Source organism: Martinezella sp. CNPSo 3959, assembly GCF_057784355.1.
Genome location: NZ_JBXSOV010000001.1, coordinates 398,191 through 422,690 on the forward strand (window position 1 = coordinate 398,191; position 24,500 = coordinate 422,690).

The 24,500-nt window shown below is 59.9% G+C and carries 26 protein-coding genes; 15 read left to right on the forward strand and 11 right to left on the reverse strand.

From position 1 onward, the window contains the following. Positions 1 to 42: 42 nt before the first annotated feature. Complete coding sequence (locus AC13RE_RS02080) at positions 43 to 3,462, reverse strand: YhdP family protein (protein ID WP_488561779.1); 3,420 nt, start codon at positions 3,460 to 3,462, stop codon at positions 43 to 45. Positions 3,463 to 3,591: 129 nt separating this feature from the next. On the opposite strand from AC13RE_RS02080, the gene AC13RE_RS02085 reads away from it, so the two are divergent. The 5 genes from AC13RE_RS02085 to AC13RE_RS02105 all read left to right on the forward strand — a co-directional run bounded on the left by AC13RE_RS02085 (position 3,592) and on the right by AC13RE_RS02105 (position 8,549). After that, positions 3,592 to 4,074, forward strand: coding sequence for a peroxiredoxin (locus tag AC13RE_RS02085; RefSeq protein ID WP_488561780.1), 483 nt, complete (start codon positions 3,592 to 3,594; stop codon positions 4,072 to 4,074). A gap of 4 nt (positions 4,075 to 4,078) precedes the next feature. Next, entirely contained in the window at positions 4,079 to 4,909 is an 831-nt protein-coding gene (locus AC13RE_RS02090; protein ID WP_132716750.1) for a ferritin-like domain-containing protein, read from the forward strand. A gap of 115 nt (positions 4,910 to 5,024) precedes the next feature. Next, on the forward strand, positions 5,025 to 6,341 hold the full coding sequence (locus tag AC13RE_RS02095) for a peptidoglycan DD-metalloendopeptidase family protein (protein ID WP_488561781.1): 1,317 nt from the start codon (positions 5,025 to 5,027) through the stop codon (positions 6,339 to 6,341). A gap of 197 nt (positions 6,342 to 6,538) precedes the next feature. Next, positions 6,539 to 8,059, forward strand: a complete 1,521-nt coding sequence (locus AC13RE_RS02100; protein ID WP_488561782.1) for a DEAD/DEAH box helicase — start codon at positions 6,539 to 6,541, stop codon at positions 8,057 to 8,059. A gap of 67 nt (positions 8,060 to 8,126) precedes the next feature. After that, positions 8,127 to 8,549, forward strand: coding sequence for an NUDIX domain-containing protein (locus AC13RE_RS02105; protein ID WP_488561783.1), 423 nt, complete (start codon positions 8,127 to 8,129; stop codon positions 8,547 to 8,549). Positions 8,550 to 8,552: 3 nt separating this feature from the next. On the opposite strand, the gene AC13RE_RS02110 is transcribed toward AC13RE_RS02105, so the two are convergent. The 7 genes from AC13RE_RS02110 to AC13RE_RS02140 are packed head-to-tail and all read right to left on the reverse strand — an operon-like array spanning position 8,553 to position 14,248. Next, a complete protein-coding gene (locus AC13RE_RS02110; protein ID WP_132716754.1) occupies positions 8,553 to 8,873 on the reverse strand; it encodes a TfoX/Sxy family protein in 321 nt (106 codons plus the stop codon). Between the two features lie 8 nt (positions 8,874 to 8,881). Beyond that, the gene (locus AC13RE_RS02115; protein WP_488561784.1) at positions 8,882 to 10,516 is read right to left on the reverse strand and encodes an NTP transferase domain-containing protein; all 1,635 of its coding nucleotides are present in this window, start codon (positions 10,514 to 10,516) and stop codon (positions 8,882 to 8,884) included. Further along, entirely contained in the window at positions 10,513 to 11,220 is a 708-nt protein-coding gene (locus AC13RE_RS02120; RefSeq protein WP_488561785.1) for an XdhC family protein, read from the reverse strand. Before AC13RE_RS02120 ends, AC13RE_RS02115 begins: the two co-directional genes overlap by 4 nt. Continuing rightward, the gene (locus AC13RE_RS02125; RefSeq protein ID WP_015340028.1) at positions 11,220 to 11,549 is read right to left on the reverse strand and encodes an XdhC family protein; all 330 of its coding nucleotides are present in this window, start codon (positions 11,547 to 11,549) and stop codon (positions 11,220 to 11,222) included. Before AC13RE_RS02125 ends, AC13RE_RS02120 begins: the two co-directional genes overlap by 1 nt. 7 nt (positions 11,550 to 11,556) lie before the next feature. Next, complete coding sequence (locus AC13RE_RS02130) at positions 11,557 to 12,804, reverse strand: vWA domain-containing protein (RefSeq protein WP_488561786.1); 1,248 nt, start codon at positions 12,802 to 12,804, stop codon at positions 11,557 to 11,559. 3 nt (positions 12,805 to 12,807) lie between these two features. Further along, complete coding sequence (locus AC13RE_RS02135) at positions 12,808 to 13,734, reverse strand: AAA family ATPase (RefSeq protein ID WP_488561787.1); 927 nt, start codon at positions 13,732 to 13,734, stop codon at positions 12,808 to 12,810. Between the two features lie 19 nt (positions 13,735 to 13,753). Beyond that, positions 13,754 to 14,248, reverse strand: coding sequence for a flavin reductase (locus AC13RE_RS02140; RefSeq protein WP_132716759.1), 495 nt, complete (start codon positions 14,246 to 14,248; stop codon positions 13,754 to 13,756). A gap of 169 nt (positions 14,249 to 14,417) precedes the next feature. On the opposite strand from AC13RE_RS02140, the gene AC13RE_RS02145 reads away from it, so the two are divergent. From AC13RE_RS02145 to purB, 4 genes are all read left to right on the forward strand, one after another. Continuing rightward, complete coding sequence (locus AC13RE_RS02145) at positions 14,418 to 15,497, forward strand: ABC transporter substrate-binding protein (protein ID WP_488561788.1); 1,080 nt, start codon at positions 14,418 to 14,420, stop codon at positions 15,495 to 15,497. 81 nt (positions 15,498 to 15,578) lie between these two features. Continuing rightward, positions 15,579 to 16,265 (forward strand): ribulose-phosphate 3-epimerase, encoded by a 687-nt coding sequence (rpe, locus tag AC13RE_RS02150; RefSeq protein ID WP_112334753.1) that lies wholly within the window; start codon positions 15,579 to 15,581, stop codon positions 16,263 to 16,265. 94 nt (positions 16,266 to 16,359) lie between these two features. After that, complete coding sequence (locus AC13RE_RS02155) at positions 16,360 to 16,773, forward strand: hypothetical protein (protein WP_488562529.1); 414 nt, start codon at positions 16,360 to 16,362, stop codon at positions 16,771 to 16,773. Between the two features lie 102 nt (positions 16,774 to 16,875). Next, positions 16,876 to 18,177, forward strand: a complete 1,302-nt coding sequence (gene purB / locus AC13RE_RS02160) for an adenylosuccinate lyase (RefSeq protein ID WP_488483299.1) — start codon at positions 16,876 to 16,878, stop codon at positions 18,175 to 18,177. Here purB and AC13RE_RS02165 read toward each other — a convergent pair. Together AC13RE_RS02165 and AC13RE_RS02170 are read right to left on the reverse strand one after the other, a co-directional pair. Continuing rightward, positions 18,158 to 18,673, reverse strand: a complete 516-nt coding sequence (locus AC13RE_RS02165) for a low affinity iron permease family protein (RefSeq protein ID WP_488561789.1) — start codon at positions 18,671 to 18,673, stop codon at positions 18,158 to 18,160. The genes purB and AC13RE_RS02165 overlap by 20 nt on opposite strands. Positions 18,674 to 18,759: 86 nt before the next feature. Then, positions 18,760 to 19,560, reverse strand: coding sequence for a DUF2189 domain-containing protein (locus AC13RE_RS02170; protein ID WP_488561790.1), 801 nt, complete (start codon positions 19,558 to 19,560; stop codon positions 18,760 to 18,762). A 169-nt stretch (positions 19,561 to 19,729) separates the two neighbouring features. Here AC13RE_RS02170 and AC13RE_RS02175 point away from each other — a divergent pair, with 169 nt between their 5' ends. The 6 genes from AC13RE_RS02175 (at position 19,730) to AC13RE_RS02200 (ending at position 23,326) form a co-directional block, all read left to right on the forward strand. Beyond that, positions 19,730 to 20,284: an RBBP9/YdeN family alpha/beta hydrolase gene (locus AC13RE_RS02175; protein ID WP_092716524.1), complete on the forward strand. Its 555-nt coding sequence runs from the start codon at positions 19,730 to 19,732 to the stop codon at positions 20,282 to 20,284. Positions 20,285 to 20,550: 266 nt separating this feature from the next. Further along, positions 20,551 to 21,315 (forward strand): phosphoribosylaminoimidazolesuccinocarboxamide synthase, encoded by a 765-nt coding sequence (purC, locus tag AC13RE_RS02180; RefSeq protein ID WP_015340039.1) that lies wholly within the window; start codon positions 20,551 to 20,553, stop codon positions 21,313 to 21,315. A 17-nt stretch (positions 21,316 to 21,332) separates the two neighbouring features. Beyond that, complete coding sequence (purS, locus tag AC13RE_RS02185) at positions 21,333 to 21,575, forward strand: phosphoribosylformylglycinamidine synthase subunit PurS (protein ID WP_069613006.1); 243 nt, start codon at positions 21,333 to 21,335, stop codon at positions 21,573 to 21,575. A gap of 8 nt (positions 21,576 to 21,583) precedes the next feature. After that, positions 21,584 to 22,141 (forward strand): RNA 2'-phosphotransferase, encoded by a 558-nt coding sequence (locus tag AC13RE_RS02190; protein ID WP_488561791.1) that lies wholly within the window; start codon positions 21,584 to 21,586, stop codon positions 22,139 to 22,141. After that, positions 22,138 to 22,809, forward strand: a complete 672-nt coding sequence (gene purQ / locus AC13RE_RS02195; protein ID WP_488561792.1) for a phosphoribosylformylglycinamidine synthase subunit PurQ — start codon at positions 22,138 to 22,140, stop codon at positions 22,807 to 22,809. Before AC13RE_RS02190 ends, purQ begins: the two co-directional genes overlap by 4 nt. Positions 22,810 to 22,918: 109 nt before the next feature. Continuing rightward, positions 22,919 to 23,326: a hypothetical protein gene (locus tag AC13RE_RS02200; protein WP_488561793.1), complete on the forward strand. Its 408-nt coding sequence runs from the start codon at positions 22,919 to 22,921 to the stop codon at positions 23,324 to 23,326. A gap of 130 nt (positions 23,327 to 23,456) precedes the next feature. On the opposite strand, the gene AC13RE_RS02205 is transcribed toward AC13RE_RS02200, so the two are convergent. Continuing rightward, on the reverse strand, positions 23,457 to 24,338 hold the full coding sequence (locus AC13RE_RS02205; RefSeq protein WP_488561794.1) for an AraC family transcriptional regulator: 882 nt from the start codon (positions 24,336 to 24,338) through the stop codon (positions 23,457 to 23,459). Positions 24,339 to 24,500: the final 162 nt, after the last annotated feature.

The following is a 24,500-nucleotide window of genomic DNA, read 5'->3' on the forward strand; positions in this document are numbered from 1 at the left end:
GCTATCGAAAGATGGAGGCCGTAGCACCGTCCGCCTCAATATTCAGAATTCAAATATCTGCCTGAAAACGCCCGGTGCGATGATCGAGAGAGGATTGATCTGCAGGTTCGATTTCTCGATCGTACCGGTCAGCCTGAAGGTGATGCCGATCAGACCGCGATCGCTGCCATTGCCTAGGATGAAGCCGACGATCGGAACCTCCGCGAACAGCCGGTTCAGGCCGTAGGCGGGCATGAAGGTTCCCGTCATGTCCATCTTGCCACTGGCGTCCTTCAGCACGCCCTGGAACGTCGCTCCGACCTGCACGCCACGCACCACGCCATTTTCGACCGAGAGCACCCCATCGCGCATCACCAGCCGCGCAAAGCCGCGCTCGAAGCTCTGCGAACGCGTATCGATATTCTGCTTCACCGCTGAATTCAGGCTCTTGCCGTTCTTCCCGCTCGGCGTCGACACGATGGTCGAAAGTTTCTTGTCGTCGTTGATGGAGAAGTTGCGGATATCGAGCGAGCCGTCCCAGTCATCCTGCCCGATCGAGCGCAGCGACAGATTGAGCAGCCCACCCTGCAAATGCTTGTAGAGGTCGGTGAAGCGCGCAACGGCGCCTGCATCGCCGCTTGTGATACGGATGACGCCGTTGGCCCCTTTGCTCATCTGGGTGACCAGCGCTTCGCCGCTACGGGTCAAGCCCGAAAAATCCGCAGCCGTCGTCTTGCCGCCCGAGATCGAATAAACGCCTTTGACGTTGCCGATCGTCTCGTCATTGAAGCCTATGACCTTGTCGAGATTGGCGCGAACGGTCGCACTCGCCGAACCATCCCCGTTTGAACTCTGCTGTCCACCCGATGTGGATGCCTTCAGGCGCGCGAGGATCGGTCTTATGTCAGCGGAATTTCCCGATACGGCGACGTCATAGCCGCCGCTTTTGCTCCGCTTGAGCGAAAGCGCGAAATCGTCGAGCGCCGAAAGTTTCACGCTGGTGAAACTCGCCGAGGTAAGGCTCCCCTTGCTGATCAGAAGATCGCCGCTGGCGCCGAAGCCATCGCCCTTGAGCGTGAAATTCTTGAGCGCCGTCTGGCTGTCCGGGCCGGATGCTTCGAACTGTGCCGTCGCCGCAATGCCGCTGCCCTTCGACCAGCCGATCCAAGGAACGGTCAGGGCAGCCTTGCCGAGATCGACCTTCACGCCCTGACGATCGTCATCAATACGGGTCAACTCCACTTTGACAGGCCCGTCGATCATATCGCGAAGTCCAGGCAGAACGGTATTGCGCTGCGCATCTGTCAGCGTTGCCGTGATCACCCGGGCGCGCTTGACGGTCGATTTGCTATCGGTCGGCTCGACCATGTCGATCTGGGCGGGAATGCCATCGATCTGAGCCTGGGCTTGCAGATGCACGGATTGCGGATCGGCCGAAATCACGCCAGTCAAATTGTCGATCTTGCGATTGTTCATCGGTTTCAGCAGATCGACATTGTCGAGATCAAGCGTCGCCTGCCATTCCGGCGGAGGTGGCTGCTGATCCTTGATCAGCCCGATCCTGGCATCGACCTTGGCGACGATCTTGCCATTGAAATCCGCCGGCTTGAATTCGGTCCGCTGCAGGACCTCCAGAGGCTTGTAGCTCAGAAGTTCGCCGATGGCGTCGCCGGAGCCTGAAATCGTCAAATCGAGATCGGCCATCAGCGGCTTATCGTAGGTCGCCGGGATCGAAAAGCTGCTGTCGCTCAGCGTGATCGTGCGCCCGGTAGAGAAGTAGGAGGTCGCCGAGGTGATAGCGACCACCATATTCGGACCGGTCAGATCGAAATGGGCCTTGGTGTCGCGCAATGGCGGGATTTCGCCCGGGACATTCATCCGCGCGCCGTCGATGTCGAAGGCGATATGCAGCTCATTCTTGCCAAGCTGCAGCTTCCCGGTCTGTGACGCTTCACGCAGCCGGCCAGCCGGAATGAAAACGGATATGACGGCGTTGGTCACCGATCCGCCGAAGAGATTGCCCTCGACCCAGGTTCGAGGTTTCGAGGCCATCCAGAACGGCCATAGCTGCTTGACGGCAGCTGTGTCGAGCTTATCCGCGCGGCCGCCGAAACTGATCTCAGGCGAACTGTCGCCAAGCTTCATATGCAGGGAGCCGAAAAGCGCGCCTTGTGGTGTCGATATGCCGAGATTATCGAACTGGAATTCCTTGGTCGCCGAAAAGAACCGGCCGGTAGCACGACCATCGAAGCTGATGGGCTTCTCCCCTGACAGAGACGAGGCGGCGACCCCATCCTTGATCACGAAGTCGATGCCAAAGCCCTTCCCTGCATTGGCGTCGACGCGGTCGAGATCGATCAGCGCGCCAGAGAACGGCACGGTCGTCCCAAGGAACTGTGCATTGGAGGGAGCAATCTCCAGGGTCTGGTGATCGAAATTGTAGGCCAGGTTGATATTGGCCTGCGTCAGCTCCTGCGGATCATGGTCCATATAGAGGGTGCCGGGCTGAACTTTGACGGTGGCATTCAGCTTCGGATCTACACCCGCCTCTCCTTTGACCGCCGAAAGCGTGATGTCCCCGAAGGTCGTGAAGCCCTGTCGGGGCGTACCATTCGGATCATAGGCCATCGTGAGCGGCTTGAGGTCGAGATTGGATATCCTGGCCGCGAGCGAAGAGGTGCGACCGGCCTCCTTTTGATCCGCCCGCACATCCAGAAGCGCCACGGAACCATTGATCGCCACCTCGCCGTAGAGATGCAGAGAATTCGGTGCAGTGCGCTCGAAGGTCAGATTATCGACGACAAGCGAGATCGGCTCGCCTTCCTGCCGCGCCAGCTTCATGGAGAAGCCGGAAATACGCACGGAATTCGTGCCGCCTCGCTGGACGAAATGTTCGAGAAAGTCGAGATTGTCGAAAGCCGAATTCAGGGCCTTGGGCAAGGCATCAACGCGCAGGGCAGTCAAATCCACCGGGTCGCCTTGCGGCAGCAGCGAGGTATCGAGCGCGATCCCCTCTGCCGCGACACTTGCCACTTCCACCCGGCCTTCGATGAGGGCCAGGGGGTCAAGTTCCATGTTGACGGCCGACATCGTCGACAGATGCTTGCCGCTCTCCTGGTCGACGACGTTGACGTCACGGGCCTCCAACGCCAGGCGGAGATCGGAGGTAAATCGGACCACGGTCGCGCCCACCTCTGCCTTGTAACGCGGGCCGATGGCATGATCGAGCGCCGTCTGCGCCTTCTGCGACAGCGGCTCGTCGAAGATGCCGCTTTCGATGGTCGCTATGACAGCACCGAAAATGATGGCGAGAAAAGCAAAGAAAACCAGCGTGATACGGCAAACATGCCAGACATGCGAACGACGACGGCGAACGCGTTCCGGCACATGCACGATCAACGGATCTTCGGCTTGGGCGGACGGCAGATTGTCGAGCGGCACGAGATCCTTTTTGCGGAATGTTATCTTTTCGCCTCGGATCACTCCTGCGCGTGCCTTTCGCTCTCTACAATTTTGTTGGTGACGCTGCGTCCCATTGGACGGCACACGCGAGCAGTATATATGCCTTCCCTCAAGTGTCATCTAAAAAACCGGCAAAAGAAAGGTTTTCCCGTGGCGGAAGTTTTTCCAGTTCAACTTAGCATCGGCGATAAGGCACCGAATTTCGATCTTCCACGCGACGGCGGCGATCGCGTTCGCCTTGCCGATTTTGCCGGAAAGCCGTTGGTAATCTATTTCTACCCCAAGGATGACACCACCGCCTGCACGACCGAATCGATTACCTTCACGGCACTGTCAGCCGATTTCGCAAGGCTCGGCGTCGCCCTTCTCGGCGTCTCGCCTGACACGGTGAAAAGCCATGACAAATTCGTCAAGAAGCATGCGCTTTCCGTGCCGCTCGCCTCAGACGAGGAAAAGACCATGGCAATGGCCTATGGCGTCTGGCGCGAAAAGAGCATGTATGGCCGCACCTATATGGGTGTGGTGCGCTCGACCTTCCTGATCGGCGCCGATGGGCGCGTCGCTGCAATATGGGACAAGGTCAAGGTTGCTGGACACGCCGAAGCCGTTCTGGCCGCAGCCAGGGAACTCTGAAGGCGTGTCCGGCAGTCCCGAAACCATCACGTCGCTACGCGGCGGCGCCATTGCCGCGATCCGGTCGGCCGATCTCGATCGCAAGACCGAGCTTGCCCAGGAATCGGCAAACCGCTGGTTTGCGCGCACCCTGTCGCTGCGTTCGCCGCTCGACCCGCCGCTCGCCGATCGGCCCGGCCGGCCGGAAAAGCCGCAGCTGGTGCCGCCGAAAAACATGGAGAAGCGCTCGCTGCACACGCTGAAAGGCCGCATCGCGCTCCTGCATGCCATTGCCCATATCGAGCTGAATGCCGTCGATCTGGCGCTCGATATCGTCGCACGTTTTGCAACCGGCCCGGTCCCCAACTCCTTCTTCGACGGCTGGATGCAGGTCGCCTTCGAGGAAGCCAAGCATTTTCGCATGGTGCGGGCTCGCCTGCGCGAACTCGGCGCGGATTATGGCGATCTGCCCGCCCATGACGGCCTCTGGCAGGCTGCCCATGCGACGCGCACCGATCTTACAGCCCGCTTGGCCGTGGTACCATTGATTCTCGAGGCCAGAGGCCTAGACGTGACGCCGGCGCTGCAGGCCAAAATGCGCGAAACCGGCGACCTGGAGAGCGCCGCCATACTCGACGTCATCTACAATGACGAGAAAGGCCATGTCGCCGTCGGCGCCAAATGGTTCCGCTTCCTGTGCGCGAGGGAAAAGCGCGATCCGGCCCGAACCTTCCAGGAGCTGGTGCGCGCCAATTTCCGTGGTTCGCTGAAAGCTCCCTTCAATGACATCGCGCGGGCGGAAGCCGGGCTGACGCCATCCTTCTACCGTTCCCTGACGTCTACAAGCAATGCTTGATATACTGATAACAAGCAGCTTTTCCAGCATCTAATATTGCAAAAGAAAGCATTCGTTAACCATAATGCCGTGTACTTCCCTTGGGTGCCAATACGCACCGATTGGGAGATTCTCGGTGACAGCCAAGCCTCAAAACCGGGTTTTCGGCAAGCAACAGCGACATCACACCATTATTCTGGCGAGCGGCGATACCGTGCGCCATATGACCGTGCGCCCGTGGATGGCTGCCGTTACCGTCTGCATGGTCGGGGTCTTCTCGATCGGCTATCTGCTTGCAACCTCCTACCTTGTACTTCGCGACGATCTCATCGGCGCGACGATGGCTCGCCAGGCGCGCATGCAATATGACTATGAAGATCGCATCGCCGCGCTGCGGGCGCAGGTCGACCGTGTCACCTCGCGTCAACTCCTGGATCAGCAGGTCGTGGAGGAGAAGGTCGACAAGCTGATCGAACAGCAGCAGCAGCTCTCCTCGCGCAACGGCAAGCTCAGCACTCTTCTCGACCGGGCAGAGAACTCCGGCCTGACCGACAAGAACGCGCATACGGATGCCAACTCTGCTGCGCCAAAGAATGAACATGCCCAGCTGACGTCACCCAAGGCAATCGAAAAGCTTCTCCTGAGCGGCAAGCCGGCTGACGCCACACCCGACAACTCCACGCTTGCCTACGTCCCGGCACCCGAAACCGTCGCCGACCGTGCCGACCGGGTTTTCTCCAAGGTGACGCTGTCGCTGAAGCATATCGAACAGGATCAATTGTCCCGCATCCGCAATCTCACCGCAGATGCATCCGAAACCGCCACTTCGATCCAGTCGATCATGCAGAATGTCGGCATCAAGGTGCCGAACGAGATCGCGGGCATTGCGCGTGAGGATACGGATAGCGGTGTGGGCGGCCCTTATGTGCCGCCTGAGAATATCGACCAGTTCGAGCGATCCATGGCGGCGCTCGATACCGCCTTGACACATCTGGAAACAGTGCGGGGCGCAGCCGAAAGCCTGCCCTTCCGCAACCCGGCGCCGGGCAAGCTTATCACCAGCCCTTTCGGTAACCGCAAGGATCCCTTCTTCGGCACGCTGGCTCTCCATACCGGTACCGACTTCCATTTCAGCCCCGGTGAGAAGGTCAAGGCCACCGCCCCCGGCAAGGTGGTTTCGGCGGGCTGGACTGGCGGCTACGGCAACATGGTAGAGATCGACCACGGCGACGGCATCTCCACCCGTTATGGACATATGGAACAGGTGCTCGTCAAAGTCGGCGACAAGGTCGGCGCCGGCGATGCGATCGGTCTTGCCGGCAGCACCGGGCGCTCGACAGGAACGCATCTGCATTATGAAGTGCGCGAGAACGGACATGCCATAGACCCGATGTATTTCATTGGTGCCGGCACGAAACTCGCAAGTTACATCAGCGGATTGGGCGCAATTTAGCTGCCGGAATTGTGACAAACGCGCAACAAAGATGGCACTAATCCAAAAATTGCGTTATGAATGAACTTCGAGGCTGTTGAAGCGCCTGCTTTCCTTGACTTCACGGGTATTTGGTTCTATGTCGCGCTGCATTGCGGCACGCTCCTGTGTGTCGACTCATGGCGTTCGACTGAACCAAGACGGAATTAGATTTCCCTTTGACAACATTTGCTGACCTTGGCCTGAGCCAAAAAGTCCTTTCCGCGGTGACTGACGCGGGCTACACCACACCGACTCCTATCCAGGCCGGTGCAATCCCCTTTGCGCTTCAGCGCCGTGACATCTGCGGCATTGCCCAGACAGGGACCGGCAAGACCGCGTCCTTCGTGCTGCCGATGCTGACGCTGCTCGAAAAGGGACGCGCTCGCGCTCGTATGCCGCGCACGCTCATTCTGGAGCCGACGCGCGAACTCGCAGCGCAGGTCGCCGAAAACTTCGAAAAATACGGCAAGAACCACCGCCTGAACATTGCCCTTCTGATCGGCGGCGTTTCCTTCGAAGAGCAGGACCGCAAGCTCGAGCGTGGCGCCGATGTGCTGATCTGCACGCCCGGCCGCCTGCTGGATCATTTCGAACGCGGCAAGCTGCTGATGAGCGCCGTCGAGATCTTCGTGATCGACGAAGCCGACCGCATGCTCGACATGGGCTTCATCCCGGATATCGAGCGCATCGCCAAGCTCATCCCGTTTACGCGCCAGACGCTGTTCTTCTCGGCAACCATGCCGCCGGAAATTCAGAAGCTGGCCGACCGCTTCCTGCAGAACCCGGAGCGCGTCGAAGTCGCCAAGCCGGCATCGACCGCCAAGACCGTGACGCAGCGCTTCGTTGCCTCGCACGGTAAGGATTATGAGAAGCGCGCCACCCTGCGCGATCTTATCCGCGCCCAGACGGATCTGAAGAACGCGATCATCTTCTGCAATCGCAAGAAGGATGTGGCCGATCTCTTCCGCTCGCTCGAACGCCACGGCTTTTCTGTCGGCGCGTTGCACGGCGACATGGATCAGCGTTCGCGCACGACGATGTTGCAGAACTTCCGTGACGGACAGATCCAGCTTCTCGTCGCCTCCGACGTCGCAGCTCGGGGTCTCGATCTTCCCGATGTCGGTCACGTCTTCAATTTCGATGTTCCGATCCATTCGGAAGACTATGTCCATCGTATCGGCCGCACCGGTCGCGCCGGTCGTTCCGGCGCAGCATTCACTATCGTGACGAAGCGCGACACCAAGCATGTCGATGCCATCGAGAAGCTGATCGGCGAAGATGTCCAGTGGCTGAACGGCGATCTTTCGGCTCTGCCGCCCGCTGACGAGAGCGGTGACGACAATCGCTCGTCCCGCCGTCGTGACCAGAAGGGCAAGGGCCGCGACCGGGATCGCAGCCGTGGAGGCCGCAACGGCTCGAGTCATAAATCTGATATCGACGTCGAGGATAATGACGTCGTAGCGATCGAAGCAGCACCAGCAAAGGCCGAAAGCGTGAAGAACGAGCGCAAGTCTGAGAACAACAATAACAGATCCCATAACGGTTCTCGCAACAGCCACCGGCCATTCCCCGCTGCCAATGACGATCATCGCGAGCGCCGCAATCGTTATCGCGATCAGGATGATGGCCCGACTCCGGTTGGCTTTGGCGACGATATTCCCGCTTTCATGCTCATCGTGGCAAACGCCAAGGCCTGATATATCCAGTTCAGATACGCAGCGAATCGGCTAGCGAGATGCTGCGTCCAACTTCGGGATCTGAATATTGGGCAAGCCTGGCATCGATTTCCCAGGACTGGGAACCGGTCTCGCAATCTTGCGGGACGGCAAGCTGTTGCTCTACCGACGCCTCAAGGCACCGGAAGCCGGATGCTGGAGTATCGTCGGCGGCAAGGTGGATCATATGGAGCCGGCGGCCAGCGCCGCCGTTCGCGAAGCCGAAGAGGAAAGCGGCCTCTCCATCGGTGAAATCGATTATCTCTGCACTGAGGAAGTCATCATCGAGGCCGATCGGCAGCACTGGATCTCGCTCATCTATATCTGCAGGGCCTTTTCCGGCGAACCACGGTTGATGGAACCGGATAAGCTCTCCGATTTCGGCTGGTTTGGCCGAAACGAATTGCCGGCTCAGCTTTCCAAGTTCGCCAAGGCAACCATCGCCCATTTGAGCGAAGAAGACTTCCGCTGACGCCTATTTATCGGCGCGAAGCGCAGCCTCATAGGCAAGCCGCACCCAACGCGCCATTTCATCCGGATCGTCGAACGCATCTTCTGGTATCGACCAATAGGGCATGTTGACGGCCTTGCCTTTCTTGCCCTCGTAAGCCCAGCGCCGAGCGCCTGCCGCTTCGAATTCGGAAGCACTGGTATCGTCCGCCTTCAGAAGGATTTCGTCACCCACTTCCAGCGCCAGGATCCGACCCATATGATAGATGCCCTTGCCGCCGAACATCCGTTTGATGGTAATCGGCCCGAGCGACTGAAACATCTCCTCGATATCGATATTGTCCATTCTCTACCCTACCCCTTCAAAACCCCGCCAGCCGCGACAACGGCCTCAGGCGTATCGACGTCGAGATGTGCCGCCTCGCCGATCTCGACATCAATGACCGCAAGCCCCGATGTCTCGATAATATGCCGGGCGCCCACATCGCCCTCCAGCCGCATCACGGCGTTCAAGACCGACCGTGGCAGGATAACGGGATTGCCACGCTTACCGCCCGATACCGCCCGCACGATCGCCTGGCCGTTGGTCTCACGAAAGGCTGATATCAAGGCTTTCAGATCGCTGCTGGTGACGCCGGGCATATCGGCCAGCACGACAAGGACACCATCGGCCCTCTGCGCTGCCCGCGTACCGACACCGGCGACCAGCGAACTGGCCATGCCCGAGGCATAATCCGGATTGAGTACGACCTCGACAGCGAGACCACTTAGTGCGGTTTCGATCTCATCGCGCCGGTGCCCTGTGACGACAACGATATCCGATACGCCGCTTGCGATGGCGATGGATGCCGAACGGCGTACCAGAGGCACGCCATCGAATTCCGCCAGAAGCTTGTGCGAGCCACCTTCGCCCATGCGGCTTGCCTTTCCCGCAGCCAGCAGGACGATGGCCACAGAGATCTCCGACGGCGGTTTGTTGACGATGTCACGCGGCCGTGGGCGTGATTGAATTTCCATGAGCAGCCCTCCGACGCCCATGCCGCTGATATCCTGCGGCGCTGGTCGTTCGCCGGCTAATATACGATCCAGCACCCAGTCGAAGCCATTCTCCTTCGGGCTGCGCGCGCATCCTGGCGCCCCGACGACATAAACGTCGCCCACCCTGCCCAGCACCAGTAGATTGCCCGGATCGACGGGCATGCCGACCTGAATGACCTCGCCACCGGCAAGCCGGATCGCCTCCGGAATGACATCGCCGGCATCGATAACAGCCGAAGCCCCGAAAACGATTACCAGTTTCGCAAGCCTGTCCTGCGCAGCGAGAGCGCGACGGATCGCGCCGGCAACATCGGCCGCTCTATGGGCAACACGCTCTTCCCGCTGCAGCACACTGCCCGAAGGCTGCAGCCGCTGCGAAAGGATGCGTGCAGTCTTGTCCATGACCGAGACCTTCAGCGACGGCAACTCCGTGGCGACAAGCGAAACGGCATGCGGCATGAAGGGTTTGACCTCGAAAACCGGCATCCGCCGGAGGATTTCAACACCAGCAGCGATTTTGGCTCCGGAAACGGCAAGCGGAATGATCTTGAAGGTCGCCACCATGTCGCCGGCTCGCACAGGTACATGGTCTGCAAGACAGGCAAGGGTGATCGCCGGATCGAGACTGTTGATCCGATCGACCGCCATGCGATCTGCAACGAACAGACCGTCAACTGCGCTGTAAACATTCACACGCCCTGTCGCCGCTTCAGAGAACGTCAGATGATCGGGCGCGACAGCTCGGGCTAATTGCTCGGCTGCCTCGTCCTCCATGAGATCGCCCGGTTCGATGCGCGCAGCGATAACGCGGTCAATTCCGGCAGCGGCGAGTTGCTCTATATCTTCGCCGCCAAGCCGATGTCCCTTGGAAAAACTGCCATTGGTCAGCCGGATTGAATGCGCGAGAACCGCGCCCTCCGCCTCAGCCGTCAAGAACTCACCGAAGATCATGGTGCAACGCCCTTTGGCGACGAGACCTCGCGCCCACGAAGCGAGCCGATGATCTCCGCCAGGATGGCAACCGCAATTTCGGCCGGGCTGGCAGCGCCGATGGCAAGCCCGATCGGTGCATGGATGCGGGCGAGCTCGGCGTCGCTCAAGCCTTCCCGCGTCAAGCGTTCCACGCGGCCGGCGTGCGTCTTGCGACTGCCGAGTGCGCCGACGTAGAAACAGCCCGTCTTCAACGCCTGAATAATCGGCTCGTCATCGATCTTCGGATCATGGGTTACCGCCACGAGTGCCATATAGCTGTCGAGCGGCCGCTCTTTCAGCGCATCCACGGGCCAATCGGCGATGAGATCGATGCCTTCAAAGCGTTCCGGGGTGGCAAAGGCGGTGCGCGGATCAATGATCGTCACATCGAAGCCGGCAAGGGCCGCCATTCGCGCGAGAACCTGGCTGATATGCACAGCGCCGATGATAACGATCCGCGGCGGCGGCAGATGCACATTGAAGAACAGCTTCTGCCCATCGATATCAAGTGCTGTGGACTTGCCCGAACGAAATGCCGCTGAAGCCGCATCCGCGAGTGCACCTTCCAGCGCATCGCCTTCGACGATAAGCCGATCCGGGCCCCCGGAGAGATCGGTAACAAGGATCGCCGCCTGCCGTTTGCGCCGCATCTCGTTCAGCCGCGCCAGTATCTGCCGGTCCATCAGCCGAGCCTTTCGACATAGACGCGGATGCGGCCGCCGCAGGAAAGACCAACCCGCCAAGCCGTCTCATCGGCGACGCCGAATTCCAGCATGCGCGACTTGCCCGTTTCGATGACGTCGAGCGCCTCGGTGATGACGGCACCTTCGACGCAGCCGCCGGAAACCGACCCATGAAAATTGCCCTCGCCGTCGATAACGAGATGGCTGCCGGACGGGCGTGGCGCCGAACCCCAGGTATCGACGACAGTCGCCATGGCTACGTTGCGGCCTGCCGACACCCATTCCTCCGCAATCACAAGCGGATCCAGGCTTTCGGATATATCTGACATCGGAGCCTCATTGCTTGCCGAGAAACCGCCTGGGATCATAAGTGTCCGAGCGGCCGGCGGTGAGAGCCGATACGAGATCGGCCAGAGATAATAGATTGTGAACGGGACGGAATTCGTCAACATGCGGCAGCATTGCTTTTACACCGCGAGCCCGAGCCTCGAAACCCTCGAAGCGCAGAAGCGGATTGAGCCAGATCAGCCGCCGACAGGAGCGATGCAGGCGATCCATCTCTTGCGCGAGCAACTCAACGCCTTCGCGCTCCAGCCCATCGGTGATCAACAGCACGATCGCGCCCTGCCCGAGCACCCGGCGCGCCCATAGTCTGTTAAACTCCTTCAGCGTCTCGCCGATCCGCGTTCCACCCGACCAGTCGCGCACAACAGCCGCACATTCGTCCAGCGCCTGATCGGGGTCCTTGTGGCGCATTGCCCTGGTCACGTTGGTCAGGCGCGTTCCGAACAGAAACGTATGAGCACGCCGTCGCCGCTCGGTCAGCACGTGCAGGAAATGCAGGAAGATGCGCGTGTACTGGCTCATCGAGCCGGAGATATCGGCGAGCACGACCAACGGCGGCTGAATTTCCTTCGCCCGCCGAAAGCGCGGCAAGATCAGCGCCCCTCCCGTGCGCAAGGCCGAGCGCATCGTCGCGCGTGGATCGACCTTGGCCGCCGTGCGTGACGGTGCGAAACGGCGCGTGCGCACGCGGTCCAGCGGCAGTTGCAGCTTCCCCAGCTCCTTCTTGGCGACGGCAATTTCCGCCGCCGACATCTGGGCGAAATCCAGATGGCGCAGAACCTCGCTGCCGGAGCTGGTAAATCGCGAATCTATTTCGATATCAGGCGCCTCGCGCTGCGGACGCCGTTCGTCACGGTCGCTGAGCAAGGCATCGCTTGCCCGGCTCTCGCCCGGCTTCGGTTTTTCCTTCTGCCGGTGGTCGGGTGTAACGGGCGACATCATCGCAATCATCTTGGCGACGAGATCGCGCGAGCGCCAGAATAGCCGGAATGCCTCGTCAAAGACGACAAGATCCTCATGCCGCTTGACGAAGACGGAGCAGAGGGCGGCGTGAAATTCCTCGCGGGAACCGATGCCGATAGCCTCGACCGCTTCTATAGCGTCGGCGATCGCCCCAGGTCCGATCTTAAGCCCGGCCTTGCGCAACGCCCTGCCGAACAGCACGATATTATCGGCAAGACGCCCGTCACCGGGCGGTGACGGCGTAACAATGATGCCATCCTGCGCGCCCGGCTTCATGGCTCATCCCGCCAGCAGTTCGGATTTGACTTCATCCAACACACGCTTGCCTTCGGCGCCCTGAATACGGGCGATATCGTCCTGATATTTCAGCAAAGTGCCGAGCGTATCCGAAACGGTCTCCGGATCGAGCGCCAGCCGATCGAGTTCTGTTAGGGCGGTAGCCCAGTCGATCGTCTCGGCAACGCCCGGGTTCTTGAAAAGGTCGAGCGTGCGCAGCCTCTGCACATAGGCGACGATCTGGCGCGACAGCGCTTCATTGCAGCCGGGCACCTTACGGCGGATGATCTCAAGCTCCTGCTCGGCCTGCGGATAATCGACCCAATGATAGAGACAGCGCCGTTTCAAGGCGTCATGCACCTCGCGCGTCCGGTTGGTGGTGATGATGACGATGGGCGGTTCAGCCGCCCGGATAGTTCCGAGTTCCGGCACCGTCACCTGAAAATCGGACAGCACCTCCAGCAGGAATGCCTCGAAAGCCTCATCGGTACGATCCAGTTCATCGATCAGGAAGACCGGCGCCCGACCGCCAACGGTCGACAACGCCTGCAGCACCGGCCGGCGGATCAGATAGCGTTCGGAAAAGATATCGGCCTCGATACGGTCCCGGTCGGTGAGGCCGGACGCTTCAGCGAGGCGAATTTCCAGCATCTGCGCCGGATAGTTCCATTCATAGACGGCCGAGGAAACATCCAGTCCTTCATAGCACTGCAAGCGGATGAGCGGCCGGTCGAGCGCCTTCGCCAAGACCTTGGCGATTTCCGTTTTGCCGACGCCGGCCTCGCCCTCCAGAAAGAGCGGCCGCTTCATCTTCAATGCGAGAAAAAGCACCGTGCCGAGCGCGCGTCCGGCCAGATAGTCGTGCGCGCCGAGTAACGCCATCGTCTCATCGATCGAACTCGGCAGCGAAGGTAATGTCTGATCCGCCATGATAACTCCCTTGCAGGGGTTATAGCGTGTGATAGCCCCGGTTCATATAGAGGAGTGCCGGCTTCGGTTCGCTGTAGCGTATGGCCATCACTTCGCCGAAGATGATGTTGTGCGTGGAGGCCTGCTTGATCTCGAGCACGCGGCAATCGAAGGCCGCGAGCGCATCGGCAAGCACCGGCGCACCCGTGGCCAGCGTCTCGAACCTGCCGGCAGCGAAACGTTCATCGACGGTCAGTTGTGTCTTCCCGGAAAAGGCGTCGGCCAGGGCTTGATGATCCGCGCCGAGCGTATTCATGGCGAAGATGCCGCTTTTGAAAAAGATCTCGTTCTTGGCATTGCTGTTGTTGAGGCAGATCAGAACCGTCGCCGGGCTATCCGACACCGAGCACGCGGCTGTGATCGTCACGCCACGCCGCTCCGCACCGAGCGCCGTCGTCACCAGTTGCACATGCCCCGCAAAACGGCTCATGGCATCGCGATAAAGCGCCGGGTCCATACGTTGCCTGTCTAGCACCACCGTCTCCCTTTGTTGAGGCGTGCTTGCCTGCCATTCAATATGACGATCAGATGTTAGCTTTTCTACAATAGCATTATTGAAAACAGAGTGATTTTGCTGCTTTTTCTTTGACGATGCCCTGCAGACGGATAAATAGGGCAGGAAAATTGTCCGGGATACTCCATCGATGAACGTTCTGCGCCGCCTTCCGCTCCTGTTTGCGCTGCTTTCGGCAGCCGGCAGCAGCTATGCCGCAGGAATTCACATCGGCGTCGTGGCACCGCAGGACGGTAATTTCGCAGCGCTCGGGGCAGAGATAATAGCCGGCGCAAATTTCCAGATCCAGGCCCAAAAGGACACGGCAACTGTCGTCAACGAGCCTTGTACGGAGGATGGCGGTCGAGCCGCCGCTGAAGCGCTGGTGGCTGCCAAAGCACAAGTCGCAATCGGCTTTCTTTGCACAGAGGCCCTCGAGGGCGCGCTGCCGCGCCTCAAGGATGCCGGCATTCCCGTCATCACCGTTTCCGTTCGCTCGCGCATTCTCATGGAAGATGCGTTGAAGAACGGCTGGCCCCTGTTCCGCCTCGCTCCGGTCGATAGCGCCGAGGCGGCCGTGGCAATCGATACCATTCTGAAGAACTGGGCGGCAGAGCCGATGGCGCTGATCGATGACGGCACGATACACGGCCGCGAACTGGTTGGCGCGATCCGCAACGCGCTTGAGGAAAAAGGTCTGAAGCCTGTTTTCACCGATACCTATCGTCCCGGACAGGACCAACAGATCGCCCTCGTGCGACGCCTGAAGAAGGCAGGCGCAACACGCGTCTTCGTCGGCGGCGATCGCAGCGATGTCGCCGTGATCGCCCGCGACGCGAAGAGCGAGAACATCCCGCTGGTCCTGATGGGCGGCGATGCCATGCGCGCCGCAGATCAGCCCCTGCCCCTGCTGGAGGGCGTGCAGGCAATTGCGTTGCCCGACTATGCCAGCCTGCCGGCAGCCCAGCCCACTGTGCAGGCGATGCGCGCAGGTGGCATCGAACCTGACGGATATACCCTGCCGGCTGCAGCAGCGGCTCAGATTGCCAGCCAGGCAGTCGACGGCGCCAAGGCGGACAATAAGCCCGTTGCCGAAAAGTTCGTGGGGACAGTTTTCCAAACGGTGATCGGACAAATCTCATTCGGACAAAACCACGAATTGACCGAGAACCCCTATCGCCTGCTGGAATGGCGGGGCAATGCCTTCGTGCCGGTGACGCCATCGAACTGAGGCAAGCCGTTCTGGCGGTTGTTTGCCCGTTGCAGCGGTGCTAATCCAGGCGCGAAATAATCAGTTGGAGCTCAGCCACCCATGACCTTGCCGATCCGCATTGCCCCTTCCATTCTCGCCGCCGACTTCGCCAAGCTCGGGCAGGAAGTCAAGGATGTGACCGAAGCCGGCGCCGATTGGATCCATCTCGATGTCATGGACGGCCATTTCGTGCCGAACATCTCCTTCGGCGCCGATGTCATCAAGGCATTGCGTCCGTACACGACCGCTACCTTCGACTGCCATCTGATGATCTCGCCGGCCGATCCCTATCTGGAAGCCTTCGCCAAGGCTGGTTGCGACCGCATCACGGTCCATGCCGAAGCCGGCGTGCATCTGCACCGCTCGCTGCAGACGATCCGTCATCTCGGCAAAAAGGTCGGTGTCACCCTCAATCCGGCAACGCCGCTTTCCGTGCTGGAAAACGTCCTCGACGATATCGACCTGATCCTGATCATGTCGGTCAATCCGGGCTTTGGCGGCCAGAAGTTCATCCCGGCCATGGCTGATAAAATCCGCAGCGCCAAGTCCCTGATCGGTGACCGCCCGATCGAATTGGAAGTCGACGGCGGCGTCTCGGTTGAAACAGCCCCTCTGATCACCGCTTCCGGTGCCAATGTCCTCGTCGCCGGCTCGGCAATCTTCAAGGGCGAATCGGTCGACGCCTACCGTCAGACTGTCGGCGATCTCCGGGCGGCCGCCGAACGAGGCCGCGTTGGATCAAACTAATCCAACCAATGTTCTAATAGCGACGGGCCGGGCACGGACCGTCGCCTCGCATTGCTTGGAAGTCTTCGCTGGCGCGGTCGGCTGGGGCGCGGCCATGGCCGCCTCGGCACTTGTCACCCTCTGTTTTCGCAATGGCCTTCTGACCAGCCACATCACCGCCCTCACCCTCATCTACTTCTTCGGCAGCGCCCTCGCCTGGCCCATCCTTGTGCCGCTCACCCGGCGTTTTGCCCGCCAGCGGCCGACCAGCGCGCGTTTTGCCGCCTTCTTTCTGGCCCTCTCCATCGGCACCGCGGCGATGACGGCCTTCCTTTTCGCCATGGACTATCGCTGGTTCTATTCGCGCTGGCATGCGCCATTCGGCTCGCTTATCTGGATCTTCCAGTTCCTGTTCACCGGCGCCAGCGCCGTCTACCAGTTCGCCGTCCTCGGCCTTACCCTGTTTTTGCCGCTCGGCCTGCTATGCCTGATCGTTGTTTCGGCCTATCTTGCGCGGCAGAGAGATTGAGGCCCTGAAACATTGTGCCCATGAAACATTGTGATTGCCGCCCGTCTTTGTTATGGGGGCGCCGAGTTCTCCCTTTCCGTCAGCCAAGAAAGCTTTGAGCCTATGATCCCGCGCTACTCCCGACCGGAAATGGTCGCCATCTGGTCTCCCGAAACCAAGTTCCGTATCTGGTTCGAGATCGAGGCCCATGCCTGTGACGCGCTGGCCGCGCTCGGCGTCATTCCGAAGTCGGCAGCCGATACCATCTGGGAAAAGGGCGGCAAGGCCACGTTCGACGTGGCGCGTATCGACGAGATCGAAGCCGTCACCAAGCACGACGTCATCGCATTCCTGACGCATCTGGCCGAAATCGTCGGGCCGGACGCCCGTTTCGTGCACCAGGGAATGACCTCCTCTGACGTGCTCGATACCTGCTTCAACGTCCAGCTCGTGCGCGCCAGCGACCTGCTCATCGCCGATATTGACAAGCTGCTGGAAGCCCTGAAGCGCCGTGCCTTCGAGCATAAGGATACCGTCACCATCGGCCGCTCGCACGGCATCCATGCCGAACCCACCACCTTCGGCGTCAAGCTGGCGCTCGCCTATGCCGAATTCGAGCGCTGCAGGCAGCGCCTGATCGCCGCGCGCGAGGAAGTCGCCACCTGCGCGATCTCCGGCGCCGTCGGCACCTTCGCCAATATCGATCCCCGCGTCGAGGAGCATGTCGCCGCCGCACTCGGACTGAAGCCCGAGCCGGTCTCGACCCAGGTCATCCCGCGCGACCGTCATGCGATGTTCTTCGCGACACTCGGCGTCGTCGCCTCCTCGATCGAGCGCCTCGCCACAGAAATCCGCCATCTGCAGCGCACCGAAGTTCTGGAAGCGGAGGAATATTTCTCACCGGGCCAGAAGGGCTCGTCCGCCATGCCGCACAAGCGCAATCCGGTGCTGACGGAAAACCTGACGGGCCTCGCCCGCATGGTCCGCTCCTATTCGATCCCGGCGATGGAGAATGTCGCTCTCTGGCATGAGCGCGATATCTCGCACTCCTCCGTCGAACGCATGATCGGCCCGGACGCGACCGTCACGCTCGATTTCGCGCTGGCCCGCATCACCAGCGTCATCGACAAACTGCTCGTCTACCCGGACAATATGATGAAGAATCTGAACAAGTTCCGCGGGCTTGTTCATTCACAGCGCGTGCTGCTGGCGCTGACCCAGGCCGGTGTCTCCCGCGAGGATTCCTATCGGCTCGTCCAGCGCAACGCCATGAAGGTTTGGGAGGAAGGCAAGGACTTCCTCGAGGAATTGCTGGCCGACCAGGAAGTGCGTGCGGCTCTCTCGGAAGCAGATATCCGCGAAAAATTCGACCTTGGCTATCACACCAAGCATGTCGACACGATCTTCAAGCGGGTTTTCGGCTAGAGTTTTCCGTTTCCGATTTTGCTTTGCTTGAGGCGGTGCGGCTGACGCGCCGCCTCTTTCTGTTGTTGGCGGCTGTGGCCGCGATAGCGCGGTCACACTCGATGCTCTCGCCAGCCTTGTCCTGATGTTGTTCAGGTTCGCGCTTTGCCGCCTTTTCGACCAGCCGGTCGAGGTGCTTCAAATCTTCTTCGTCAAGATTCTCGATCCCGACAAAGCGGTTCTCGGCCGCGCTCGTCAGGATAAGTTCGTTGAGCTTGGCCTGGATGGCCCGCGTATCGCGCGTCTGCGCATTCTGGAGCAGAAAAACCATCAGGAAGGTGACGATCGTCGTGCTGGTGTTGATGACCAGCTGCCATGTGTCGGAGTAGCCGAAGATTGGCCCGGTGGCTCCCCAAAGAACCACCGAAAGCAGCGCCAGCACGAAAATGACCGGCTTGCCAGTCCATTCCGAAACCACGACTGCGAAACGGGTGAAAATATGGGTAAGTCGCACCATGATCCGCATCTCCTTGTGACGCGGATCAACGTCAAAAACCGCGCCGCGGTTCCAACAATAGCGGCCTGCCTCCTAAGCCGGTCCTCCTAATCTTCAGCCACGATCAGCTTGCGATAGAGATGCCAGGAGGCATGGCCTAGGATCGGCATGACGACTGCCAGACCCGCAAAGATCGGAATGGTGCCGACAACGAGCAGCGCCGCCACGATCAGCCCCCAGACCGCAATCGGCACCGGATTGGTCAGCGTCGCCCGTATACTTGCATCGATCGCCGCGACGACCCCGACGTCACGGTCCAGCAGCAGCTGGAAAGTAACGACCGTGGTCGTCAGCGCGACGAGTGCAAAGATAAACCCGATCAGATCGCCCCAAAGCATCATCGCCATGCCTTCGCGCGTCGTCAGAACGCTCGATACGAAAGATGAAAGCGTCGGGGAAACACCGTCGCCAAAATAGAAGAAGTAGATATTCTGCGCCACGACGAGCCAGACGATGAACAGGCCGAACAGCATGAGGCCGGCGACGATGATCGACGGCAAGGCTGACGAGAAGCGCACGTCGAACGCATGGCTCCACGACGTATCCAGCCCCTTTTCCCGCCGCCTGCTGATCTCGTAGAGACCGATCGCGGCCAAGGGTCCGAGCAGGGCAAAACCGGACATCAGCGGAAACAGCAGTGGCAGCAGATTTTGGTCGGTGCTCCATATCGCCAGGGCAATGCCAGCAATCGGATACATCAGGCACAGGAAGACATAGTGCGATGGTTTTTCGCTGAAATCGTCCAGTCCCATTTTCAGGGCATCGACGAGATCGGCGATAGCGATCTTACGGATGGCCGGACGCTTAAAAGTGTGGTCTGCTCCAGCCATGACGTGAAAGGCCGTCATAATGCTCTCCTCCTCAACCGTAGCGCGCGGTTGGCGGTGCAAGATGGCGGCAAAACGGGTCACCGACATCGTCATTCGCTACCGGCAGCAGTAATCATAGCAAATTTTGCCGCAATTGTCGCCTTTTTCCCTTGACAGTTGGGCTCCCCTTTTCCACATCGGCGAAATCATGAAAGCCTCCGACGCAAACATCCTCATCATCCCCGGCTATACGAATTCCGGCCCCGACCACTGGCAGACCCGCTGGGAGCAGAAGCTCTCGACCGCGCGGCGCGTGGAACAGGCTGAATGGTCGAAGCCCGTGCGCGACGATTGGGTGGCCCGCATTGCGGAAGAAGTGAATGCCTCGGACAAGCCAGTCGTGCTGGTCGCGCATTCCCTCGGCGTTCCCTCGGTGATCCATGCAATCCCGCATTTCCGCAACAAGGTCGCAGGCGCCTTCCTGGTCGCGCCGCCGGATGTCGCCAACCCTGGCATCCGGCCAAAGCATCTGATGACCTTCGGTCCCTACCCGCGCGATCCCCTGCCGTTCCCGTCGATCACGATTGCCAGCCGCAACGATCCCTTCGGCACCTATGAGCATGCCGACGATATTGCCAACAGCTGGGGCTCGCTACTGATCGATGCAGGCGAATCCGGCCATATCAATACCGAATCCGGCCACGGCCCCTGGCCGGAAGGCACAATGGTCTTTTCGAAGTTTCTCAGCCAGCTGAAGCCGTAGTATTATTGCTGAGTGACGATGAATAGAGGCATGCCTCGCCTCACTAGCCTGTGAAGTACCCGGCACCTTCATTCCATCGTCAGATAAAAACCTGTAAAACAGGTCATGACTGGACCCCGAATCTGGCATTGGCACCCCGCCGAGGCCGGAATTCCGAGGAAGGAGGCGCAGGCGGATTGTGAATTCGCTTCTTATCCGTTATGGGGACGCCCACATACGATCCACTTGCGCTGTCCCATGAGCGCCAAAGACAGAGAAGAATACCAATGAACCGTCGCCGCCGTATTTACGAGGGCAAGGCCAAGATCCTTTACGAGGGGCCTGAGCCGGGCACGCTGATCCAGTTCTTCAAGGACGACGCCACCGCCTTCAACAAGAAGAAGCACGAAGTCATCGATGGCAAGGGTGTTCTGAACAATCGCATCTGCGAGTATATCTTCAGCCATCTGAACAAGATCGGCATTCCCACCCATTTCATCCGCCGCCTCAACATGCGCGAGCAGCTGATCAAGGAAGTGGAGATGATTCCGCTCGAGATCGTCGTGCGCAACGTCGCCGCCGGCTCGCTCGCAAAGCGCCTCGGCATCGAGGAAGGCGTGGTCCTGCCCCGCTCGATCATCGAATTCTACTACAAGTCCGACGCGCTCGAAGATCCGATGGTCTCCGAAGAGCACATCACCGCCTTCGGCTGGGCCAATCCGGCCGAGCTCGATGACATTATGGCGCTCGCCATCCGCGTGAACGACTTCATGACCGGCCTTTTTCTCGGCGTCGGCATCCAGCTCGTCGATTTCAAGATCGAATGCGGCCGCCTGTTCGAAGGCGACATGATGCGCATCATCCTCGCCGACGAAATCTCGCCGGACTCTTGCCGTCTCTGGGACATCGAAACCCACGAAAAGATGGACAAGGACCGCTTCCGTCGCGACATGGGCGGCCTGCTCGAAGCCTATTCGGAAGTGGCTCGCCGCCTCGGCATCATCAATGAAAACGAACCCGTGCGCGGCACGGGCCCGGTTCTCGTCAAGTAAGTTCAGAAAGGACAATCGTGATCAAGGCTCGTGTAACCGTTACGCTGAAGAACGGCGTTCTCGATCCGCAGGGCAAGGCAATCGAAGGCGCGCTTGGCGCACTCGGCTTTGACGGCGTCCATCAGGTCCGCCAGGGCAAGGTCTTCGATCTCGAGCTTGAGGGCACCGACAAGAACAAGGCCGAAGCCGATCTCAAGGCCATGTGCGAGAAGCTTCTCGCCAATACGGTCATCGAGAACTTCAGCATTTCGATCGACTGACACCGTTAATGGCATCCACCAAACTTCAGACCGACATCTCGAAATTCATGAGCTACGTGCTGAGGCATGCGCCCCATGAAGCCGGCTTGTCTCTGGATTCGGAAGGATGGGTGCCCTTTAACGATCTAAAAAGGGCGGTTCTTGATCGCTTCGATGTCTCCGAAGACGATATCCTCGAAGTGATCGAGTCCAATCCGAAGAAACGCTTCACTCTACTGGATCATCGTATCCGCGCAGCTCAGGGCCACAGCGTCACCGTCGATCTGGCGCTAAGACCGGGGGAGCCGCCGTCGAAGTTGTTTCACGGAACATCGCTCGAAAGCTGGCCGGCCATTCAAGTTTCAGGGCTGAAGAAAATGCAGCGACATCATGTGCACCTGTCGCCGGATATCGAGACCGCCAACATCGTCGCGACGAGACGCAAGGGTGACTATATCATTCTTGAAATCGATGCGGCACGCATGCATGCGGAAGGTCATTCTTTCTTTGTCAGCGACAATGGAGTATGGCTCACCGATCACGTTCCAAGTCTGTATCTTTCGCCTCTCTCGGGAACAGCATCATGAAATCAGCAGTCGTCCAACTCCCCGGCCTCAATCGCGATCGCGACATGATCGCGGCGCTGACCAAGATTTCCGGCCATGCGCCCGTTACGGTCTGGCAGACGGAGACCGAAATCCCGGATGTTGACCTGATCGTCATTCCCGGCGGCTTTTCCTACGGCGATTATCTGCGCTGCGGCGCGATCGCCGCCCGCATGCCGATCATGCAGGCAATCAAGGACAAGGCCGATAAGGGCGTCAAGGTTTTGGGCGTCTGCAACGGTTTCCAGATCCTGCTCGAAGCCGGCATGCTTCCCGGCGCGCTGATGCGCAACGCCTCGCTGAAATTCGTCTGCCGCGAAGTGAAGCTGGAAGTCGTCAATGCCGAAACGGACTTCACGGCCGCCTATGCCAAGGGTCAGATCATCCGCAGCCCGGTCGCACATCACGACGGCAACTATTTCGCCGATGCCGAAACGCTGAAGGCAATCGAAGACAATGGCCAGGTGGTCTTCCGCTATGCCGAAGGCACCAACCCGAACGGCTCGGTCAACGACATTGCCGGTGTCATGAACGCCAAGGGCAATGTGCTTGGCATGATGCCGCATCCGGAAAATCTGATCGAGGCAGCCCATGGCGGTAGCGATGGCCGTGGCCTCTTTGCATCCGCGCTTGGCGTGATCGCGGCCTGATAGGCCAGAGCCCCATCAGAACCATAAAATCGGCGTTTTTGGATCGAACAGCAGGGCGCCGGAATGCGACCCGGCAGACCAGCCCCACCGCCTTATTGGAAAGAGATTGATGCGCCCTCGCCTCCTGACAGGACTTTACTCCGCCGCCGTTATCGCGATGCTTGGGTTATTGGTCACCTCTTGCGGCCCGCGCCCGCCGAGCATCATCGCGACGGATCACAGCGCCCTGTCGACGATGGAACGCATCATGCTCAACGCCAATGCATGCTGGTTCAAGTCTTCGGACCCGGCGTTTGCCAGCTATCAGCTCGCTCCCGAGCTCAATTCCTTTACCGGTCGCCCGCGCATCCTCGTGGTCGACAAGAAGCACCCGACCGGCAGGCCATCGCTCGTTGTGCAGGCGGAAGGCAATCCCGCACAGCTGCAGGCCTTCGGTCCGATGATGTCAGGCGCCTCCGGCGGCCGCATCACCGGCGACGTCAATCGCTGGGCTGGGGGATCGAAGGCCTGCAGCTAAGCTGCAAGCCTTAGGTTTATCTGTTTCAAGCTATCCCGCAGCCGACGCATGACGTGCCCTTAATCTTAGGGATCATTGTCCACCTGCCCACTTCTTGCGATCGGAAGGGACAGGCTGTCGTCGGAGGCCCTCATTTCAGCGGCAAAAACAGTTCCGCGACCGTTTCATGTTCCGCCACCTCCGGGAAGAAGGCTAGCCGCTGGCAATAGATCGGGAAGTCCCGCGCTTCCTCGCCGCTGGCTGGAAGCCAGTCGCGATAAAGATAGAGCGCGGCTGGCTCCAGATTGTCGGTGTTGCCGACCACACGCAGGACCGCGCAGCGCCCGCCGGGGATCTCACCGACGGTGATCTCCTCGCCGTTCGTCTCGACCGGCTGGTCGGTCCCGACACAGAGGTCCATACTATAATCCGCTGGCGACGCGGGGCGCCGCTCGGAACGCCAGACATTGAAGGTCGGATTTGTCTTCGGATGCAGGCCAGCGGCCTTACGCCACGCGATGAACCGCTTGATGGTGGTGCCGATCGTCGCCGGGTCGCCCCGATGCTCCATGATCGCTACCGGCGTCACCGGCACCTCGCGGATTGTTACGTCGTCAAAGGTAAAGGTCTTCTGCATGAGCGTGCTCCTTGCGTTGTCGAAAGGCTCTAAGGCCGCAAGCCACGGCTCCCAGTCCGGAGACTTTCGGAACGACGAAGGCGATTGCCCGAACCTTTGCCGAAAGGCGCGGGCGAAGGCGTCCGGTGCGTCATAGCCGGCATCCATCGCTATGTCCGTGACGCTTTGGTCGTCCGTGTAGGCCAACCGGTGCGACGCACGTTTCAGGCGGGCAAGCTGGATATAGCGATGTACGGACAACCCGAAGGTCGCCGTAAACTGCCGATGGAAATGGAACTTCGAAAAGGCCGCAATATCGCTCACCGTTTCCAAGTCCAGATCACTGTCAAGATGCCGGTCGATGTGGTCCAGCACTCGCAGCATTCGTGCCCGATAGTTGTGAAGCGCCGTCTTCATCGTCTCTCCTGCGTGGCCACATCATTTAGGCGTACGCAGGCAAGGCGCGCTCGACCGATCTTGCTGTTTTGTCAAGCTTTGCAGAATATCGCCGAGGACCATTTACGGGCATGCCCAATTTGTGGACGAACGGTATATCGAGGGCAAATCATTGTCTCGATC